This is a genomic window from Terrisporobacter petrolearius, assembly GCF_020748185.1.
Taxonomy (GTDB): domain Bacteria; phylum Bacillota; class Clostridia; order Peptostreptococcales; family Peptostreptococcaceae; genus Terrisporobacter; species Terrisporobacter petrolearius.
Genome location: NZ_JAHZMO010000006.1, coordinates 72602 through 94865, shown reverse-complemented (window position 1 = coordinate 94865; position 22264 = coordinate 72602). Strand labels below are relative to the sequence as shown.

Here is a 22264-nt window from a genome sequence, read left to right as displayed (position 1 = left end):
AAACTTATTCTAGTTTAATACATCGTTTTTTATATATTGTCATGGTTTTAATACACTTTACCCCGATAAATTATTTATAATTTTACCGATAGTTATATTATTAAACATTTTTTAAAATTTTATAAGTTGAAATTAAATATATTTTTCTATGCATAAAAATACGCAAAAAGCCATGAAAATTTAATTTTCATAGCTTTTAATTGATTATCTTTCACCCTTTTTGTAAGGATTACCTAAAGCTGACGGAGCTTTAGAACTCTTAACAAATAACACTAATATTATTAATGTTACAACATAAGGTATCATAGATAATAAGTTTTCATTTATTGTAAATGGTAATGTTGGACTTCCAAAGTATACAGATAACGCTGTAGAGAAACCAAATAATAAGCAAGCAAGTGCTGCCCATTGAGGTCTCCATTTTCCGAATATAACAGCTGCCATAGCTATATACCCTTGTCCAGATACTAATGTAGGTCTAAATGAAGAAACTAATGCAAGTGACATTGAAGCCCCACCAAGCCCTGCTAAAAATCCAGATATTAAAACTGAACTATATCTTACTCTAGAAACATTTATTCCTAATGTATCTGCAGCACCTGGATGCTCACCAACTGATCTTATTCTAAGACCAAACTTAGTTTTATATAAAATATAGTATGCTACTATTACTAATACAAATGCAAGATATACAGTTGCATAGTTATTAAAAATTGTGTCTAATATACTACCTGATGGAAATGTGCCATTAAATATTCTTGGTATTTTATTCTCCATTGGTATTGTTGGTGTTGTAGTTGCTCCAGCAAACATTATTTTAGATATAAATAAAGCAAAACCTGGCGCCAATAAGTTTATTGCAACACCTGATATTGTGTGGTCTGCATTAAAGCTAATAGTTGCAAAAGCATGTATTAATGCAAAGAATGCTCCTGCTAATCCTCCTGCTAAAAAAGCTAACCAAGGATTACCTGTTATAAAACCAGTTGCAGCTCCTGCAAATGCACCTATTGTCATCATACCTTCTAAACCTATATTAACTATACCTGAGTTTTCAGAGAATACTCCACCTAATGCTGTATATATAAGGGGAGTTGAATACATTAACGTTGTACTAATTATAATCGCTAAGTCTTGCATTATACATTACCCCCTTTTGCTTTCTTTTGTTTCATTTTTATATATAACATTCTTAATCCATTACTTAATGCAATAAAGAATACTATGGATCCTATAACTATATTTATTACTTCTGATGGTGATCCAACAGATTGCATTTTTATTCCACCGTATTTAAATGCACCAAATAATAATCCTGAGAATATTACTCCTATCGGATTACTGTTTGCTATTAAAGCAACTGCTATACCATCAAATCCATATCCTTCTTGTGCTGCAAGAACTGTTATATTATGAGTTACACCCATAACTTGTATCGCACCTGCAACTCCTGCTAATAAACCTGCTATAGCCATAGACTTTAATATTGATTTCCCAACATCTATTCCAGCATACTCTGCCGCATCTTTGTTGTGACCAACTGCTCTAAGCTCAAAACCTAAAGTAGTTTTTGTTAATATAAACCATATTGCAAGTACTAAAACTATGGATACAATTATACCCCAGTTGACACTAGTAGCTGGCCCAACTAAACCTTTTAACCAATCTATGCCTATACTTGCACTATCTTGTATATTTACTGAAGCTTCACTGTTTGGTACCGATATAAACGAACTTGATACCATGAAATTACTTAAGTAAAAAGCAATCCAGTTTAGCATTATTGTTGCTATAACTTCATTTATTCCAAACTTAGATTTTAGAAAACCTGCTATTGAACCCCAAAGTCCTCCTGCAAGCCCAGCTAAAATCATTGTTAAAGGAATATGAATTATAGCTGGTAAATTAATACTATATCCAACTACTGTTGCAACTAGTGCACCTATTATAAATTGGCCTTCTGCACCTATATTAAATAATCCTGTTTTAAAAGCAAATGCTATAGAAAGACCCGTAAGAATATATGGCGTAGCCTTTATTATAGTCCACGCTATATATTTAGGCTTTCCAATTATACCTTCAATCATAGCTCCATAAGCTTCTATAGGACTGTTTCCTGAAATAATAAGAACTATTGCTCCAACAAGTAAACCTAGAAGGATTGATAAGAATGAAAACTTAACAGCATCATCTATAAAAGATTTTTTCTTAGTTTTTAAGCTATTTTCCATTACAGTCACCTCCTGCCATCATCATTCCAAGTGTATTTTCATCTGCATCTTTTGCATCCAATACATCAACTATTTTTCCTTCATATATAACTGCTATCCTATCAGAAACATTCATTACTTCATCAAGCTCTAATGATACTAAAAGAACTCCATTTCCTGCATCTCTTTGAGCAACTAGTGATTTATGGACAAATTCAATTGCTCCTACGTCTAACCCTCTAGTTGGTTGTGTTGCTATTAATAGTTGTGGTTCATGACTGTTTTCTCTAGAAGCTTCTATATTTGTTACTTCTCTACCTATAATTACTTTTTGTTGGTTCCCACCAGATAGTCCTCTTGCCTTAGCATTAAGATCATTGGGTCTAACATCAAATCTTTTAATTATTTCTTCAGCTTTTTTATTAATTGCTTCAGTATTTAATATTCCATTTTTAGAATATTTATTGTCCTTGTAGTTTTGTAAAACAATATTTTCAGCAACTGTATAATCTAAAACAAGACCTCTTTTTTGTCTATCTTCAGGAATATTCTTTATACCTTTTTTGAAGATTTGTTTTGGCTTGTTGTTTACTACTGCTTGGCCATTTATTTCTACAAGACCAGATTCAACTTTCCTAAGACCAGTAAGCGCTTCAACTAATTCTGATTGACCATTTCCATCTATTCCAGCTATTCCAAGTATTTCTCCTGCTTTTACTTCTAAAGATAGCCCATCAACAACTCTTATTCTTCTATTATCTTTTACTACTAGGTCTCTAATTGATAAAACTGTTTTAGTTGTATTTGCTTCTTTTTTGTCAACCTTGAAGTTGACTTCTCTACCTACCATTTTTTCAGCTAAGTCATTTTCCGTTACATCTGCTACTTTTACAGTGTCTATGTATCTACCTCTTCTAATTACAGTACAGTAATCTGCTATAGATTTTATTTCTTTAAGTTTATGAGTAATTATTATTACTGATTTTCCTTCTTTTGTTAAATTTCTTATAATATTAATAAGTTCTGTTATTTCTTGTGGAGTTAAAACTGCTGTAGGTTCATCAAGAATTAAAGTTTCTGCACCTCTATATAATGCCTTTAATATTTCAACTCTTTGCTGCATACCCACTGTTATATCTTCAATTCTAGCCATAGGGTCAACGAATAACCCATATTTTGATGATATTTCTTTAACATCATCTATGGCTTTTTTCATATCTAAAGCACCTGCATTTTTTGTTGGCTCTGTGCCTAGTACTATATTTTCAGCTACTGTAAATGGTTGAACAAGCATAAAATGTTGATGTACCATACCTATACCCTTTGATATTGCTACATTTGGATTGCTTATATCTACTAATTCTCCATTAATATAAATCTCTCCTGATGTAGGATTATAAAGTCCATATAATATATTCATAAGAGTAGATTTACCTGCTCCATTTTCTCCCAAAAGCGCATGCACTTCTCCTTTATGCACAGTCAAATTAATGTTGTCATTTGCTATGAAGTCGCCGAATTTTTTAGTTATATTTTTCATTTCAACAACTTTTTGACTGTAGTCAATGCTATTGTTATTCATAGCTTTTTTAGCCCTCCTTGTCTGACTATATTTTTCATAATAAAAAACGGATAATATATCTATATATTATCCATAAATCATATAATCTATTTGTTAAGCAGAATTAATTTTTATAGATTCCATATTTATAAGATAAAATATTATATGATTTTTAATCATTACCATCGTTAATTAGTGTATCACTTAAATATTATATTGTAATTAGTGTACAATATTTAACTAAACAATTATATCATTTTATATACTTCTTGCCAACATTTATAAAAATTTACCATATTTTTATTATATGTATTACATTATTTATTATAGTTGAATAGTATATCAAAAAAAATATTCCACCAGAGAATATATATTCTTTGGTGGAATATGTATTTTAAGAATTTATACCCTAAGATTTTTATTTTTCGTATAATTCTTTGTATTCTTTATCAGTTGCTGGAACTTTTATTTTTCCATCAACTATTTCTTTAGTTTTAGCTTCAACATATTCTAATACGTCAGCTGGAACATTTTTGTCTGAAGTTGGAGCTATACCAACGCCTCCTGTTGCTAATGAACCTATTATAACTTCACCTGATTTATAAGAACCGTCAACAAATGATTTTGCTAAGTTACCAACAGCAACATCTATATTTTTCATAGCTGAAGTTATTACGTTATCTGGAGCTAATGAATTTTGGTCTCTATCAACACCTATAGCCATTTTCCCATTTTCTTTAACTGATTCTATAGCACCAGTTCCAACAGCACCTGCAGCTGGGAATACTACGTCTACACCATTTTTAACCATTGAATTTGCTATAGATTTTCCTAAAGCTTGATCAGAAAAGCTATTTGCATATTGTACTGATATTTTTGCTTTTGGGTTAGCATCCCTAACACCAGCTTTAAATCCGTTTTCGAATTTAGATATAACTACACCTTTCATACCACCTATAAAACCAACTTTATTAGTTTTTGTCATCTTGCCAGCTATTAATCCTGTTAAGTAAGAAGAAGCGTTATCTTCAAATAATAAAGAAGTTACATTTTCTGGTTGTTTTTCGTAAGCGTAATCTACTATTGCAAATTGTTGCTCTGGATAAGCCTTAGATGCTTTTTCTATAGACTTATCTAATTTATATCCAACACCTATTATAAGGTCCATATCTTGATCTATAAATTGATCTATATTTGAATCATAATCTGAATCTTGTTTTGATTCTAAAACTTTAACTTCAATTTTATCTTTTCCTAATTCTTTTTCAACTGCTTGCAAACCTTCCCACGAAGATTGGTTGAATGATTCATCATGCACCCCACCAACATCAGTTATCATACCTATTTTTATTACCTTCTCTGATGCTTCATCTTTTTTAGATCCACATCCAACTAATAAACCTACAGACATTACCATTGTTAATGATAAAGCTACTAATTTTTTTAATTTCATAAGTCCCTCCTGAAAAATATAAGTATTTCGTCTCTTATATTTTTTATTTTATACTATTTTTAATATTTTATCTATACTATTTAAAATTTTTTTTACATTTTTCATCAAATTACTAGTCATTATTTTAAATATGATACACTATATTATAATTTATTTACATATTAATGTTTTATTTACAGAATATTTTTGCATTTCATTACATATTTGTGCATATTATGCCGAATATTTTTACATAAAAAAAAGAGGTCTTTAATACCTCCTTAATTTTTTCTATTTTTTAAATACTAATATTCCACCTACACCAGGGCCTGAATGTGAACCAACACAAGTGCCTATTATAAAATATCCTATTTTTTTAGGTTTGAAAACTTCTTTAGCTATTTCAGTAAGCTTTTCTCTTTCTTTCAAGTCATCACTATATCCTATGTAAACTTCTTCTTGCTCTAAGTCGTCCCCTAATCTTTCCTTAATGCATTCAATCATTTTGTTTAGTACGTTTTTCTTACCTCTTACTTGGCCAACTTGAGAAACTAATCCGTCCTTAACCTCTAATATGGGTTTTATATTTAATAAACTACCTACAGTTGCCTTAGTAGAAGATATTCTTCCACCTTTTTTTAAGTATTCTAAAGTATCTACTGAAAACATAAGAACATATTTTTCTTTAATTTCATCTAATGCTTTAAACACTTCTTCTATTGTTTTACCCTCATTTATCATTTCAGCTGCTTTAACGACAAAGAAACCTGCCCCAAAAGTTAAATTATTACTATCATATATATATATTTCTCCTTCAGTATCATTTTTAGCCATTATAGCACTTTGACATGTACCTGTAGCTACTGCAGATCCTGATATATATAATATTTTCTTACCATCTTTTGTGTATTTATCAAAAATTTCTTTAAATTGAGCATAAGTAGCTTGAGAAGTTTTTGGATATGCATTTTCCTCCCTTAAAATTCTATAAAATTCCTCTGGCTGCATATCTATACCATCTCTATATTCCTTTTCATTAAGTATAACCGTTAGTGGTACAACATCTATATCATACTTTTCTAAGTATTCTTTGTTAACATCAGACAAACTATCACATATTATTTTAATCTCATCCATCTCGTTAATCTCCTTCCTTTGTCATTATAATTATCTCATATTTGGATAACCAATTTGTCTTAAAGCTTCATAAACAACTATAGCAACTGAATTTGATAAATTTAAAGATCTTGCCTTTTCTAATTTTACCATAGGTATTCTCATACATGTTTCTTTGTTTTCTGCTAATAGAGTTTCTGGTAACCCCTTGGTTTCTTTTCCAAAAACTAAAAAGCAACCATCTTCAAATTTCATATCTGAATGAGATTGATTTGTTTTTGTAGTAGAATAGAAATACTTTCCTTCAGGATATTTTTCAAATAACTCCTCTAGGCTATCATAGTATCTTATATCAGATATATCCCAATAATCTAATCCACTTCTTTTTAAATATTTATCTTCCAATGAAAAACCTAGAGGTCTTATTAAATGCAACGTTGCACCTGTATTCGCGCAAGTTCTTATTATATTTCCTGTATTTTGAGGTATTTCAGGTTCTACTAATACTACGTTTATTGACATAACGTTCCTCCGTTTAAATTACTAATCTATCAATTTCGCTTAATTTTAAGCAACTTTAATATCTTCCTAAATACATTATAACAGAAAATGCTTTTAATTAAAGTTGCTTTTTGGGCCATTACTTTCTCAATTCTTTTGTTCCATATACAATAATTCTATCTTGAGGAGGATAATAACTTTCACCTATATATTCTGTTTTGTTTCCCAATGCGCTTTTATATACTCTATAAGTTTGAACTTTATATCCTTTTCTGCCTTCTTGTTCTATTGCCTTTATACCAAGGTCATATTTTTCACTATTTTTTCTAATTGTTCTATTATGAAGTATGTCTGTAGTTTCTGTTATAATTTCAATATCTTTATCATCTTTTTTATTTCCATAAATAGTACAAACAATTTTATTACCTATAATCTGATTGTGTATTAAAATAGGACTATCAAATTCATTTGAAAATTTTAAATCTATAGTTCCACCTGATACAGTAGCATCTCTCCCTTTTTCAATATAAGGACTTGGTATAGAATGATTTCTCACATTAATTATTTTCATTCCAGAATATAAAGCCGCATTATAAATAGTGCTCGATACTTGACACATACCTCCTCCTATTCCTTTTTCTTGTTTTCCATTTATTATTACTGGAGCTTCTTTTAAATACTTATTAATATGAGATTTTTGTATATATGAATTAAAAGAAAACACTTCTCCTTTGTCTAATAGTATATTGCTAGTTGCGTTTGATGCTAATTTAATATTATTTGATCTATTATAATTATTGGCATTAAAGCAAGTTTCAAAACTTCCTAAAGAAGTATTAATTTTACTTAAATCATTATAAGAATAAAATGGCTTAACTAATAAAGTAGGTATAATTTCATCTTCATTATCTAAGTCTTTTATTTTTTTAATTATTACATTTTTTAATCGGTCTTTATTTAATTTATATCCATCCTTTTCTTTAGTTACAATAATTTTGCCATTCACTACTCTTATAGTTGCGCTTATTGGTTTTATATATATTTTTTTGTTCAGTTCTTTTAAATATTTATCTAGTTTCTTTTCATCGTAAGTAATACTATAATCTAGTATTACCTTTTTGCCCATAGACAAACTCCTTTTTGTCTTTATATTAGCTATGATTCCTTTATCTCTGCCAATACTATATGCTTTTTCAACTACTTCTTTTACATCATAGTCTGTTTCTATGTCATTTTTAGAAAAAACATAATTTTCACCATTAAATTTTAATGAAAAAGAATCTCTGTCATCTAATATCTTATTAATTCTTTTTATAGCTTCTTCTTTTGTTAAATTAGATAAATCAACATCTCTAACATAAATATTTTTGTGTATTTTTCCTTCAGGTTCAATCGCATTACTTAAGACTACATCGCTTAAGGATACAATTATTAATGATAAAAATATTGCAATCTTAAGTCTTTTCAATAGTATCATTCCTTTCCTTGATAAAAATCACAATCATTTTTTATTGGGCACAACTCACATTCTGGTTTTCTTGCCTTACACATTCTTCTACCATGAAATATTAATACATGATGAGAATGAGACCACCTGTGTTTTGGGATGGTATCCATAAGAGCAAACTCAGTTTTTTCTGGAGTTTTTGTATTAACAATACCTATCCTATTTGCAACTCTAAAAACATGAGTGTCTACTGCTATGGCATCTTTGTTAAACGCATTACTTAAGACTACATCTGCTGTCTTTCTACCCACGCCAGGAAGTTTTATTAATTCTTCTAAAGTATCTGGAACTTTACCATTATAATCTCTACATATCATTTTTGATGTGGCTTTAATTTTTTTACTTTTACTTTTATAAAGACCACATGTTTTTATTTTTTCCATTATTTTTTCTTCAGATAAATTTGCAAAATCCTCTGGCGTATTATACTTCTTAAAAAGTTCCCTAGTTACCATATTAACTCTAACATCAGTACACTGGGCAGATAATATAGTAGCTATTAATAATTCAAAAGCTGTAGTATGCTCTAATTCACAATGAGCATCTGGATAAATTCTCTCTAACTTGTCTAATATTTTATTTACATCTTTCATTTATTTTCCCCCTTATTTTATCTTTTACTTTTATTATCTATCAAATTAATCAATCTATAACAAAGTAATAATTCTCAATTTTTTGATTTTTTGTATTAAAAAAGCAAAAACTTATTAAGTTCTTGCTTTTTATTATATCAATTCATTTATTACTTTTTTGATTCTCTTGACTTATTATAAGTATCTAATTTATCTTTTACCAGCTTTTTGATATCTTCAAACATTTTATCCGTTAAAATTTCTACACTTTCTTCTATTTTGCTCACTGGATAGATTTTAAAACATCCATCTTTTATTGTTTTTTCCATTTCATCTGAAAGTATTAAATTGTCCATATTATCTTTTGGCAAAATCACACCATACACTTTATCTTTAAATCCTCTTTTTTTACATACATTGTAAAATCCTTCAATTTTTTCTGTTATTCCACCAACAACTTGTATTTCTCCTTTTTGGTTTAAAGATCCTGTAATTGCTATATTTTGTTTTATTGGTATTTCACTTAAGGATGATAGTAGTGCACATAGTTCTGCTAAAGTAGCACTATCACCATCTATTCCTCCATAATTTTGTTCAAAACAAATGTATGCATTTACTGATAAAGGATATTCCTGTGCAAATTGTTCTGACAAATAGCCTTGTAAAATAAGCACTCCTTTATTGTGTATTGCTCCACTCATTTTTACTTCTCTTTCTATATTTATTATACCTTTATTTCCCATGCTAGTAGTTACACTAATTCTTGACGGTCTTCCAAATGAATATTCTCCCATACCAAGAACCGATAGTCCATTTATCACACCAACTCTACTGCCTTCAGTATCAATCATTATCGTATTATCTTCAATAAATTCATCAATCTTGTTTTCTATTTTATTTAAACGCTTACGCTTTTCTAGTATAGCTATTTCTACATGTTTCTTATCCACAAATTCTTTATTTTCTAGTTTGGCAAAAATATCTGCTTCTGTTATTATCTCTAGTAATTTGTTAAAATCTGTTGATAGTTTTTTCTTACTTCCTACTAATCTAGTACTATGTTTTATAATATCCTCCACAGCCTCATAAGTAAAATGATTCAATTTGTTTTTTTCACATTGAAATGCTATAAATTTTGCCATTCCATATTCTGTAACGTCACTTCTGTCCATTTCATTATCAAAATCCACAAAAATTTTAAAACATTTACTAAATTCACTATCATATCTATAAAGTACATCATAAATATAGTTACTTCCAATTAATATAATTTTTACGTTTAGTGGTATTTCTTCCGGTTCTATTGATACCTTTGTCTCCATAGGAATTTTTTGTGACTGTATAGCTTTTTTCAGAAGTTCCCATGATAGGGGGTAAGATAAAAGCTGTTGGGCGTACAAAACCAAATATCCTCCATTAGCTTTTTGCAAAGATCCAGCAAAAACTTTGGTAAAATCAGTTTTTATATTGCCACTATTATAATCATACTCAACCTTACCAAATAAATTTGATGGACTTGGATTAGTTTCAACAATAACAGGTGTCTTTTCATTATTTTCATTGTCTACAAATAAATTCACTGCATATTTTAAGAAGCAATCTTTATTGTAATATTCTCTAAGTTCCTCATCATCTAAGTAAAATAGTTCCAAATTTTTCAATATATCTTCTCTAACTTTATTAATATAATCTATAATTTTTTCATAGTCCTTATATTTTGTCTTTAATCCTTCAACGTGAGGATCCACAACTAATTTTCCAACTTCATCTTCTATTTCAATCATTATAGTTTTTATGTTTTCCTCAATTTCTCTTATCTGATAAACTACTTTTATGGCCATATTTTCTAGTTCTTTTTTTATTTTAAAAAACTCTTCTGAAGATACTTCATCCTCAAAATTTTCATTTAAAGGGACAAATACCATGCCCACTTTACTACTTTTAAGCTTAAATCCTTTTTCTTCACCATAAGTTTTTATTTTTTTGATTAAATCTTCTTTTTGCATTTCATATTCTTCCAGTAATGTATTTTTATTTATCTCATATTCTTCACTATCAAATGCATCTTTTATTTCTTCAAACAATTTATCTATCATCTCTTCTATATCATCTTTGAATATTTTTCCCTTTCCTCTTTCTAAACTTATTACAATAGGCTCTCTTGGATTATCGAAATTATACACATAACACCAATCTTTATGACTATTTTTATCTTTAGAATATTCCTCTAGTATTTTCATGGTATAAGTGCTTTTTCCTGTTCCAGGGTCACCTGCTATATATATGTTATAAGCAGGGTTATCTATTTTCAAACCCAATTCCATAGCTGTTACTGCTCTGTCTTGACCTAAAAAATCTTTTAAAGGTTCTATTTCTGATGTATTTTTAAATTTTTGCATATTCTTCCCCTTTCCATCCCCTATTTATATGAACTAAGATTATACTCTCTTATAAACTTAATTAATTATATGTATTAGCCTTCTTTAATTTGACTTAATAATTTTGAAAAAATAAAAAGCCTATGATTTATCACTTCATAGACTTTTCTTTTAATATATCCATATTTCTTTTTATAATATTTTTTCCTCTCCAACTAAAGGCTCTATTCTTGTATCTTCGTTTAAATTCTTTATTTGATATATTATTAATTTCTTCTTCATTTAAATTAGTTATTAAGTTAAAGGTAAATTCTTTAATATTACTTTCACATATATCTTTATTATGAGGACAAACTTGTTGACATACATCACACCCAAATATTGATTCATTCTTTTTAATTTTTTCTATTTCTTCTCGGGTAAGTTCTTCTTTCTTTTGAGTTATAAATGATACACATTTTTTAGGATTCATCTTATAATTTCCCTCTAAGGCATTTCCCGGACAATATTTTACACATTTATTACACTTTATACATGTTTTATTTGTAGGTTTATCAGGTTCAAGGTCATAATTATTTACTATATATCCAATAAACACGTAAGAACCATATTTATCTGTAATAATATTATTATTAATTCCATAGTAGCCAATACCTGATAAATAAGCCAAATGTCTATCTACTAAAGGCCCATTATCAGCAAAAACTTTATAATCAAATGTTTCATCTATCTTTTTTATTTCCTCACATATATTATTAAGCTTCTCTTTTATTACTAAATGATAATCTAGTCCATAGCAATATTTTGATATATTTGATTTTTGATTTTGTTCTATGTAATAAGGAAATGCACATACTATAATTGACGACGCATCCTCCATAATTAATTTAGGATTTATTCTTTTTTCTATATCAGATTCTTCCATACCTGTTACAAGATTTGCATTAACTTTTTCTTCTAAGGTTTTTCTTAATTCATAATATGGACCTATAGGTGCTACTCCAACTACATCTAGTCCCTTATTATAAAAAAGTTTTTTAATTTTATCTTTATTCATAAAATATCCTTTCTTTAAATCCTCTTTAGTTTTATAATAAACTAATGATAAGGAAGTGATAATTTGATTAAACTAACAATCCCAGGAAGACCTATTAGTAAATCTAATTTTAAACTGCATAACGTTCATGGTCAAGCTTGGATGCCATCAAAAGGAAAATATTCTAAATATGTAGCTTATGAAAATATGATTGCTGGATACATAAACACACAGTATGATGGTGAAGTTATAGAAGAAGATTTAATAACTATTATGAAATTATATTTCCCTAATAAAAGAATGGGAGATTTACATAACTATCCAAAAAGTATTTGTGACGGAATAGAAAAAAGTGGTATTATAAAAAATGACAAGCAATTAAAGCCTGTTTTATTATTTGATTATATTGATAAAGAAAATCCAAGAGTTGAAATTGAACTTTATCCAGTTTCAAAGTATAATGTTACATACAACATTATTTCAAAATAATTTATTTTTATAACAAAATGATTAAAATTTAATATTATTTTATATTTTTTAAAAATAATTTTTTAAAAATATTAATATATGGAGGACTCTTAATATGCAAAATATATTGAATGATATAATTCTATCAAATAAAAAGTGTACAGCTAACGGAAAAGTTGCTAGTTATATCCCCGAATTAAAAAATGCAAATAGTGATGATTTGGGTATATGTGTAATAGATAAAGATAATAACATTTACTGTGCTGGTGATTATAATAAAAAATTTACTATCCAAAGTATATCAAAGCCTATAATTTTAGCTATGGCTTTAATGGATAATGAATGGAAACATGTTTTTTCTAAGGTAGGTATGGAACCAAGTGGTGATCCTTTTAACTCTATAATGAAGTTAGAAACTAATGATACTAAAAAGCCTTGCAATCCAATGATAAATGCTGGGGCAATAGTAACTACATCTCTAATTAAAGGAAAAAATCTACAAGAAAAAGAAGAACGTATGTTATCATTTTTCAGAAAACTTGCTAAGAATGATTCTCTAGAAATAAATAAATCTGTTTATGAATCTGAGAAACTAACAGGTGATAGAAATAGAGCCATGGGCTATTTATTAAAAAATGATGGATTTATAGAAGGAGACGTGGAAGAAACACTTGATTTGTACTTTAAGCAATGTTCTATTGAAATTGATGTAGTTGATTTAGCTAGAATCGGTTTACTATTCTCAAACTATGGTATCGATATAGAAACTGGCGAACGTGTAATAAGTGAAAATATATCTAGAATGGTAAAAACATTTATGGTTACTTGTGGAATGTACGATGCTTCTGGGGAATTCGCTCTTAAAGTTGGTATACCTGCTAAATCTGGTGTAGGCGGAGGAATAATGGCATCTGTTCCAAGAAAAATGGGTATAGGTGTGTTTGGTCCTGCATTAGATAAAAAAGGAAATAGCATTGGTGGATTAAACGTACTCGAAGATTTATCAAATAAATTAGAATTAAATATTTTCTAAAAGTAAAGCAGCTAAAACATCTAAGATGTTATTGCTGCTTTTTAATTTATTTATTTTCCAGTTTATCGCATACATTTTTAAGCATATTTCTAATCGGTAAATTATAAGGACATTTTTCTTCACAAATACCACATTCTATACATTTACTAGCCTTAGCATCACCTAGTGATTCATATCTTTCTAATGCCCATTCTTTCAAATTATATCTAGTATAGTATCCTTCCAATAAAAAATTTTGCGGTATATTTATGTTTTTAGGACATGGAAGGCAGTATTCGCATCTTCTGCAAAAATTACCATTTAAATCTTTTCTAATTTTTTCAATACTTAACTTGTCTTCATGAGTGAGCTTTTTATCACTTATTACCGAAATATTTTCCTTAACTTGTTCAATTGTATTCATACCCGGAATAGCTACATCAATATATTCTTTTGATAATATATATTTTATAGCCAAAGGACCATTATCAATAGCTCCTCCAGCTAGAGGTTTCATAGCAATAGTTCCTATTCCCTTTTCATAAGCTTTTTTAAAAACTTCATCTGCTTGATCTTCAACAATATTGTATGGAAATTGTATAGTCTCAAACTTCCCCTCTTCAACAGCCTTTGATATGGTTTCTAAACTGTGACTTGTTATTCCTATATGCTTTATTTTCCCCTCTTTTTTTGCTTCTAATAAAGCTTTATATGCTTTATCATCATTAAATATAGTATCGTATTCTTCTACTTTAAGGTTATGTATTTGGTATAAATCAATATAATCAGTTTTTAAATTTTTTAAACTTATATTTATGTCTCTTTTCATATCCTCATAATTTCTAGACATACTTTTAGTTGCTATATAAAACTTTTCTCTTCTACCTTCAATTGCATTTCCAATATACTCTTCACTTACTGTATATCCCCTTGCTGTATCTATAAAATTAATACCTTGATGCACTAACTCCTCAACAACTTTTTTCGTTTCCTCTTGGGTGATTCTCTGTATGGGTATTCCTCCAAATCCAACTTCTTTAATTATCATATTTGTATTTCCAAGACTTCTCAACTTTTCAACCTCCTTTTTTATATATAATATATATTATATTATTTTCGCATAACTTGTGGCTATTCTATAAATATTCATAAGTGTCATTTTTTTAACAAAAAAAAGTACCAATGTATAATTGATACTTTTATAATTTTCTTATTTATTTTGTAAAGGAATTGCAAACATCACTACATCATGTTTCTTTTCATTTTCTCTATTACTATTATCTCTTTTTGCAATTATTTCATTAACTTTAACTTTGAATGCACTTCTTAACTCACATATTTCATCTTCTGTTAATAATACATTGTCATATTCTAAAATGCTGTCCCCATTTAAAGCGCCTGCTTCAGCCGCATCATAGAAAGATTCTATAGTATCTTCAAAATCTGATATAGATACAAAGTTTGCATCTATTTCTTGCTCTAAAGTATAATCTATTATTTTTCTACTAATAACTATATTATTTGCAGTTGGATAATAATATTTTTCTACAATACCTGACTTAATTTTTTCTTCAACTAATTCTAAAATCCCCACATTATAAAGTGTTTTGATATGGTAGTTAATTTTTGCATGTGGCTCATCTAATATTTCTGATAACTGTTTTGCTGATAAAGGTTCTTTATCAAACGTTTTCAAAATATCTACCCTACGAGGATGAGCAATTGCTTTTATACAATCTAAATCTCTCAATACTAATACATCTTTCATATATTCCACCCCTAAAACATTTTTATTTAATATAATCCCATTATATATTAAGCGTATATAATTGTCAAAAGCTTATACATATTTAAACTTATTTTTTTATTTTTTTTATATTTTTTCATTTTGTCTTTTATTTATGTATAAAATTGCATACTTTTTGTCATAATATCTCTTATTTTTTGTTATATTAATATATAAATTACTGATTAAATATAGAGTTTATATACACTATTTTTATTATATAATAATTTATTATAATATTTCAAAATATATAGTTAATAAAATTTAACAAAAAAAACGAACTATAAAGTTCGTTTTAGTCTACAATTTTACTTCCACCTATAAATTCTCTAATTATTGATGTAGGTGGTAAGTCCGATATGTCTTTAAGCTCCACAAAGTATTGAAGGAATTTTAATATCCTATTAGCTTCACTAAAAGCTTCACTACTTGAGTCAATTTCTTCTAATAGTGGTTTGACATAAGCTTTTAAAATTGGCAATTCATATACACAAGACGAGTTAAAAATCATATCCGCTTCTTCTTGATAAGGAAATATATTTTGTTTTTCTCCTCTTCTTACAGAATTCCAAGTTAATATTGTTCTTGTAGCATTATGACCTCTAAATTGATTATCTCTTACAATACGTCTTATTAACCTTAAATCTGTAGTAGGTATTCTATTATGATCATCTAAATTTACCTGTGTTAATACGCTAAGATAAATTTTAAACTTTTCCTTGTCAGGTATTGATGATGTTAAAGTTGGATTTAATCCATGAATACCTTCTAATATTATTGGTTGATTTTTTTCTATTTTAAGTTTCTTACCTTCTTCACTTATACCCTTTTTAAAGTTAAACCTTGGAATAGTTACTTCTTTTCCGTCTAATAAATCACTTAAGTCTTTATTAAATCTATCTAAATTTATTGCATATATAGATTCAAAATCATAATTTCCAAATTCATCTAATGGAGTTTTATCTCTATCTACGAAATAATCATCTAAAGATATTGAGATGGGCTGTAAATTATTCACTTTCAGATGTATTGATAACCTGTGAGCAAAACTAGTTTTTCCAGAAGATGATGGTGCTGCAATTAGTATTATTCTTTTGTTTTCTTGTTTTATTATATCTGCAATTTGTCCTAGTTTTTTTTCTTGTAAAGCTTCAACTATTCTAATTAATTCTCCATATATTCCATTTTCTATTATTTTATTTAAAGATAAAACTGTATCTACACCCATTAACTTAGACCAGTTTTCCATTTCCAAATAAATATTTGATAGTTTTGGTTGAGGAATAAACTCTCTAACTTTTGATTTTTCGCCTTCTCTAGGTCCAAGTAATATAAATCCACATTCATACTTTAAAACATCAAATATTTTTAGGTAACCTGTAGATGGTAACATATGTCCATAGAAATGATCCACATGATTATTACATTTATAAATTTTTATATCATCATGTTCCTTATATTTTAATAATTCTGCTTTACTCTTCATATTACATTCATTGAAAAAATTAATTGCTTCCTTCTTAGTTACAATTGTTTTTTCAATTTTATAATCTGCATCTATAATTTCTTGCATTTTTAATTTGATAGATTCTCTATCTTTTTCATTTAATATTCTGTCTGTAATAACTTCACAGTACAAACCGTTTGACAAAGAGTGCTCTATACTTACTTTACAGTTTTCATATAATTCTTCGCAAGCCATTATAAACACAAGAGTCAACGATCTAGAGTATACTCTATTTCCATCACTATTATTAGTATCTAAAAATTTAATATTACAATCATCTGATACAAGTGTTGTTAATTCTTTTAATCTATTGTTTACAGATGCTAAAGTTATATAGCCAGCATAATTATCTTCAATTTCACAAGCAATGTCTTCTAGTTTTATGCCTGTTGAAGTATCTTCAATTAAGAAAGCTTTTTTTTCACCTTCTATAGTTAAATTTAACTGCTTCATTTTAACTACCCCTTTACGATTATTATTATCCTAATAAACCTATCTTATTAAAAGGATATAACCTAACAAAAACTTTACCCAATATATCTGAGTCATTAATAAAGCCTACACTATCATATCTACTATCTAAGCTTATTTCTCTATTATCTCCCAATACAAATACAGAGTTTTCTGGGACAACAGTATCTATATCACCTTCTGTAATTTCATCATGAATATAGGTTTCAACTAATTCTTCTCCATTTACATATACTTTAGAATTTTCTATCTTAACTTTATCTCCACTTACACCTATAACTCTTTTTACTAAATCCTTACTACTTCCATCTTCTTGTTGTAAGTCAGATTCAAATACGATAATATCTCCACGTTTAGGCTCTTTGAATTTATAAGACATCCTATTTATAATTAAGTAATCTCCTTCTTCTAAAGTAGAATACATAGAATCTCCTCTTACTAGTGTTGGTTTTATAAATTGTGTTATGATAAAAGCAAAAACTATTGCTAGTGCAAATACCTTTACCCACTCAAATATTTCTTTTTTTACTTTTCCACTCAAAATATCATCTCCTCAATAATATGTAATTATTTATAATGTGTTACACTTACAACAATTTAAGTATAGTTAATTCTAGGACCTTTTGGATAGTTATTTTTCAAAATTCCATTAGATATTTTATCCATCCCAAAAGTATACCTTCTACTTCTACTAAAATTCATCTTATACTCTTATCAGTTTTCATTGTATTTACCCTTTAACAAAAGTAAATGTTGAGTATACTAAAATTTCATCTTTGTTTAATATTTCAAATCCGTCTCTTATTATATCCCTTTGTATTGATTGGCATTCTAGTACTTTTTCATAGCTCCAATCATCTACTTCTACTTGACTTTTCTAAGCATTTTCTTACCAGGACAAGGACCATCAATTACTATTTTATCAAAATAACCTTTAAATTGTCTCCTTATTTAGCTTCTAATTTTGAAGTAACACTCATATCTGAGGTATCTTTGAAGTAATAAGTTTAATTTTCATGAAGAATATTTTTCCCTGTTCTATTTATTTTTTATCTAAAAATTATTTTGGCAGATTAGTCAATTTTATCTCCCTTTCTACTTTTATCTTTCCTCTTATAAAATCTTACTTTTGAATACAGTACATATTTGTCTAACTTATCTAAATTAATTTTCCATAAGAATATTATATACACTATAAAGACTATAATAGCCCATCTATATCCTATCATCAAGATAAAATCGAAAACTCCATGAAGTAATATAGGAATAATTACGGCATATATTAAATATTTATTTATTCCATTATCATCTTTTTTCGAAAATTTATACTTTGAAATATAGTACCCCATAGTAATTGCAAACATTATATGAGATGGTATAGATATTAAACCTCTAGTTACTCCCAATTGGAAAGATAGGTCCAGACTTTCCCTCATTAAATATATAATATTTTCTATTGTAGCAAATCCTAGGGATAAAAAAATAGAGTAAATTATTCCATCTAATTTCTCATTGAAGTTTTTATCTTTCAGTAAAACAGGTATTAGTATTATAGACTTTAATCCCTCTTCTGTAAATGCTGCTACAAAAAAAGCTATGTATAGATCTTCCACTGTACCAGAGAATACATTCAATTTACTAAAATAGGACTCTAAAAATATAGCTAATATACTTACTAAAATTCCTAACATAAAATATTCCATTAATTTAAAAGGTGGTTCTTTTTCATATTTGTCTTTCAAATAAATCCATCCTACAAAAAAACTTATTGGTAATACAGCTAATGCTAATATGTAAATTTTCATATTTTAATATAACCTTTCTTTGCATATATATTAATATTTAGATATTTAAAATTAATACTTATTATCTCCATTAGTAAAAAATTTTAATATTTACTTTTTAACACTTTATTATTTAACAAAATAAAATATATTTCATAGAATAAACTAGAGTATTTACAGCCTAGTTAATTTAAAAGGGGTGATTATATGCAAGATGGTTTTTTGACTGTCAACGTTATAAATTCTTCTACGAACAAGCCAATACAAGATGCCACTATAAATATATATGGTATGGACGATGAACAAAATAACACAGGTACTATATTTGAAAACTTAAAAACCGATGAGTCTGGTCAGGTGAGTGATTTAATCTTATCTGCACCTGATATTGAATATTCTCTTCAACCATCAAACGTGAAACCTTATAGCGAATATATGGTAGAAGTTTTAGCAGATGGTTTTGAGACAGTTTTAATAAAAGGTACTCAAATCTTACCTGTTGTAGAAGCGCTACAAAATGTTCCCATAGGTTCTCCAGCAAGAAAAAGTCTGAAAAGACAAAACGAAATAATTTATAATATACCAGAACATACGCTTTGGGGTAACTTTCCACCTAAAATACCTGAAAGTAGTTTAAAACCAATTCCTCCTCCAACAGGTTTTGTTGTTTTAGATGAACCAGTAGTTCCAGAGTTCATTGTCGTTCATGATGGTTTACCTGAGGATACTAGTGCAAAAAATTATTGGGTTCCTTTTAACGATTATATAAAAAATGTTGCATCTTCAGAAATTTATTCCACATGGCCTTCTCAAACTATATACGCCAATGTAATAGCCATAATATCATTCACATTAAACAGAGTTTTTACCGAATGGTATAGAAATAAGGGGTTCCAATTTACCATAACTTCATCTACAGCTTATGATCACAAATATGTTCATAATAGAAATGTGTTTGATAATATAAGCGTAATTGTAGATGATATATTTAATACATTTATCAGAAGACCTCCTACAGCGAGACAGCCACTACTTGCACAATATTGTGACGGTGTAAAGTCTCAATGTCCTGACCAAATGACACAATGGGGAAGTAAAGATTTAGGTGATCAAGGTAAGAGTTACGAAGATATTTTAAGATATTTTTATGGTGATAATATAACTTTTGCACAGGCAAAGGTGGTCAGCGGTGTACCTGTTTCGTTCCCTGGTTTTACATTACAATTAGGTTCTAATAATTCCTATGTTAAAACTATACAAAACCAATTAAACGCTATAGCCAACTCTTATCCCGCTCTAGGAAAGGTCATTGAAGATGGAGTATTTGGAGAACTAACAGCAGCAGCCGTGAAAAAATTCCAACAAATATTCAACTTACCTCAAACAGGTGTTGTTGATTTTAAAACGTGGTATGCCATTTCTAGAATATATGTAGCCACTACAAAAATAGCTTCTTTAAATCCTCTAATTTAGCAAATAAAAATACTATCAGAAAAATTCTGATAGTATTTTTATTTAACCAATTCTAAATACTCTTCTTTTATTTGGTCTTTTATATTGTCTACAGTTATTGGGAATTCCGGTATTCCTGCTGCATAAGGTGCTATATCATATAAATCAAAATATATTACTATTTCGTCATCTTTCAAATAAAATTTTTGATTTTCTTTTATTCCATAAAAATCATAAACCTTGTCTAAGTCTTTCTCTTTTTTACCTAATTCTTTAATTTGTTTTTCTACTTCTTTATCTATAATCTCTTTATAGTCTACGTCTTTTTTGAAAATATTCTTAAGAGCTAAATTATCTCCACTTTTTAAATCAATATTATACGGAACATATTCATAGTATCCATGTGCCCCACCACTATATTTGTAATATTTAATGAGAATACTAATTGTATTTACTGTATTCTTTTTTACTTCATAAGATGCGTCCGCAACAAAATTACTTTCATCTAATTCAAAATCCTCTAAGAAACTTTGTGCTTCTTTGAGAGACTCTTCATAAAAACTCAAAATATCGTCCTTTATTTTTTCATTAATTTTATCGTCTATCTTTGAATTTCCACTATTTATAATAGGTATTTCAAGAGTACTTTTTAAATATTTGTTTTGTTTTTTTAAGACTTCACTGTTAACAGAAATTAAAAAAAAAATTATTACATGCTTCTATTTTATTTTTAAATACATCGTAAGGTATTTTAAACTCATATTGAGTATCATCTTGGCTTTGTTTATATGGATTAAAATAAATATTAATATATCTATCTTCTATATAATAATTTGTATTTTTATCAATATTCAAATTTCCATATAGAGGGTGCTTTTGATTTATTATTTTTTGAATATTTTCAGTTATTACTATGCTATAGTCGTCATTTCCTTTTAAAAATTCATCTAAATATACTCTTTCTCCTGTTTTTAAGTTGAATACATAACTATCTTTTTCTAGCTTATAATCTTTTTCTCCCCAAGTTGTATTCTTTTCTATAATTAGATTTATTATATTTTCATCTTCAAATACAACACTATAAGTAATATTTATAGCTTTTTTCTCTCCATATGTATTCATTTTGTTTATTTGTCTTTGAACATTAATATACTCTTTTATATTTTTTTTGATATAAGAATTTATGCTTTTTTCTACATCTTTATTGTCATAATGTATGCTGGGTACTTTAAATTTAATAACTAAGTTTTCATCATTAATTTGCGACTTTTCATCTGTAACTTTTACGACTTTTAATCCCTCTTGAATGTTATTTTGTATTTTTGTCATCATAGATGTGAAATCAACACTTCGTACTAATGATAATAGCATTAATCCTAAAGTTAAAAATACAATTGGTTTTATAAAATTTTTTAAGTCCTTCATTAAAGTTCCTCCTAAATATAGTTCCTTATTATATTTAGGAATTTTA

At 27.8% G+C, this 22264-nt stretch carries 20 protein-coding genes; 3 read left to right on the top strand and 17 right to left on the bottom strand.

Translation table 11 applies throughout. From position 1 onward, the window contains the following. Positions 1 to 204: 204 nt before the first annotated feature. The 10 genes from K0040_RS05685 to queG form a co-directional block, all read right to left on the bottom strand. On the bottom strand, positions 205 to 1140 hold the full coding sequence (locus K0040_RS05685) for an ABC transporter permease (protein ID WP_228107962.1): 936 nt from the start codon (positions 1138 to 1140) through the stop codon (positions 205 to 207). Beyond that, the gene (locus tag K0040_RS05680) at positions 1140 to 2231 is read right to left on the bottom strand and encodes an ABC transporter permease (RefSeq protein ID WP_228107961.1); all 1092 of its coding nucleotides are present in this window, start codon (positions 2229 to 2231) and stop codon (positions 1140 to 1142) included. The genes K0040_RS05685 and K0040_RS05680 overlap by 1 nt, the downstream gene beginning before the upstream one ends. Continuing rightward, the gene (locus tag K0040_RS05675; RefSeq protein WP_228107960.1) at positions 2221 to 3792 is read right to left on the bottom strand and encodes an ABC transporter ATP-binding protein; all 1572 of its coding nucleotides are present in this window, start codon (positions 3790 to 3792) and stop codon (positions 2221 to 2223) included. The genes K0040_RS05680 and K0040_RS05675 overlap by 11 nt, the downstream gene beginning before the upstream one ends. 397 nt (positions 3793 to 4189) lie before the next feature. After that, entirely contained in the window at positions 4190 to 5224 is a 1035-nt protein-coding gene (locus K0040_RS05670; RefSeq protein WP_228107959.1) for a BMP family lipoprotein, read from the bottom strand. Positions 5225 to 5494: 270 nt separating this feature from the next. After that, the gene (locus K0040_RS05665) at positions 5495 to 6340 is read right to left on the bottom strand and encodes a DegV family protein (protein WP_228107958.1); all 846 of its coding nucleotides are present in this window, start codon (positions 6338 to 6340) and stop codon (positions 5495 to 5497) included. 30 nt (positions 6341 to 6370) lie between these two features. Then, a complete protein-coding gene (trmL, locus tag K0040_RS05660) occupies positions 6371 to 6841 on the bottom strand; it encodes a tRNA (uridine(34)/cytosine(34)/5-carboxymethylaminomethyluridine(34)-2'-O)-methyltransferase TrmL (RefSeq protein WP_074919979.1) in 471 nt (156 codons plus the stop codon). Positions 6842 to 6959: 118 nt separating this feature from the next. Then, the gene (locus K0040_RS05655; RefSeq protein ID WP_228107957.1) at positions 6960 to 8288 is read right to left on the bottom strand and encodes a VanW family protein; all 1329 of its coding nucleotides are present in this window, start codon (positions 8286 to 8288) and stop codon (positions 6960 to 6962) included. A 5-nt stretch (positions 8289 to 8293) separates the two neighbouring features. Next, a complete protein-coding gene (gene nth / locus K0040_RS05650) occupies positions 8294 to 8920 on the bottom strand; it encodes an endonuclease III (protein WP_228107956.1) in 627 nt (208 codons plus the stop codon). 149 nt (positions 8921 to 9069) lie between these two features. Next, positions 9070 to 11298, bottom strand: coding sequence for a Lon protease family protein (locus K0040_RS05645; RefSeq protein WP_228107955.1), 2229 nt, complete (start codon positions 11296 to 11298; stop codon positions 9070 to 9072). Positions 11299 to 11428: 130 nt separating this feature from the next. Beyond that, complete coding sequence (gene queG / locus K0040_RS05640) at positions 11429 to 12334, bottom strand: tRNA epoxyqueuosine(34) reductase QueG (RefSeq protein WP_228107954.1); 906 nt, start codon at positions 12332 to 12334, stop codon at positions 11429 to 11431. Positions 12335 to 12397: 63 nt separating this feature from the next. Here queG and K0040_RS05635 point away from each other — a divergent pair, with 63 nt between their 5' ends. Both K0040_RS05635 and glsA read left to right on the top strand, forming a co-directional pair. Further along, entirely contained in the window at positions 12398 to 12802 is a 405-nt protein-coding gene (locus tag K0040_RS05635) for a RusA family crossover junction endodeoxyribonuclease (protein ID WP_228107953.1), read from the top strand. Positions 12803 to 12896: 94 nt separating this feature from the next. Continuing rightward, positions 12897 to 13814, top strand: coding sequence for a glutaminase A (glsA, locus tag K0040_RS05630; protein ID WP_228107952.1), 918 nt, complete (start codon positions 12897 to 12899; stop codon positions 13812 to 13814). A gap of 46 nt (positions 13815 to 13860) precedes the next feature. Here glsA and K0040_RS05625 read toward each other — a convergent pair whose 3' ends face one another. The 5 genes from K0040_RS05625 to K0040_RS05605 form a co-directional block, all read right to left on the bottom strand. Continuing rightward, entirely contained in the window at positions 13861 to 14865 is a 1005-nt protein-coding gene (locus K0040_RS05625; protein ID WP_228107951.1) for an aldo/keto reductase, read from the bottom strand. Between the two features lie 138 nt (positions 14866 to 15003). After that, positions 15004 to 15561 carry an ArsR/SmtB family transcription factor gene (locus K0040_RS05620; RefSeq protein ID WP_074919985.1) on the bottom strand — a complete coding sequence of 186 codons (558 nt, stop codon included), beginning with the start codon at positions 15559 to 15561 and terminating at the stop codon, positions 15004 to 15006. 313 nt (positions 15562 to 15874) lie between these two features. Continuing rightward, entirely contained in the window at positions 15875 to 17539 is a 1665-nt protein-coding gene (locus K0040_RS05615) for a nucleoside kinase (RefSeq protein ID WP_228107950.1), read from the bottom strand. Positions 17540 to 17564: 25 nt separating this feature from the next. Next, on the bottom strand, positions 17565 to 18098 hold the full coding sequence (gene lepB, locus K0040_RS05610) for a signal peptidase I (protein WP_228107949.1): 534 nt from the start codon (positions 18096 to 18098) through the stop codon (positions 17565 to 17567). Positions 18099 to 18630: 532 nt separating this feature from the next. Continuing rightward, positions 18631 to 19362: a PrsW family intramembrane metalloprotease gene (locus tag K0040_RS05605; RefSeq protein ID WP_228107948.1), complete on the bottom strand. Its 732-nt coding sequence runs from the start codon at positions 19360 to 19362 to the stop codon at positions 18631 to 18633. Positions 19363 to 19548: 186 nt separating this feature from the next. Between K0040_RS05605 and sleC the strand changes: the two genes are divergently transcribed. Next, on the top strand, positions 19549 to 20814 hold the full coding sequence (gene sleC, locus K0040_RS05600) for a spore cortex-lytic germination protein SleC (protein WP_228107947.1): 1266 nt from the start codon (positions 19549 to 19551) through the stop codon (positions 20812 to 20814). A gap of 38 nt (positions 20815 to 20852) precedes the next feature. On the opposite strand, the gene K0040_RS05595 is transcribed toward sleC, so the two are convergent. Beyond that, complete coding sequence (locus K0040_RS05595; protein WP_228108013.1) at positions 20853 to 21488, bottom strand: DUF3298 and DUF4163 domain-containing protein; 636 nt, start codon at positions 21486 to 21488, stop codon at positions 20853 to 20855. After that, positions 21478 to 22218, bottom strand: a complete 741-nt coding sequence (locus K0040_RS05590; protein ID WP_228107946.1) for a hypothetical protein — start codon at positions 22216 to 22218, stop codon at positions 21478 to 21480. The genes K0040_RS05595 and K0040_RS05590 overlap by 11 nt, the downstream gene beginning before the upstream one ends. Between the last annotated feature and the right edge of the window lie 46 nt (positions 22219 to 22264).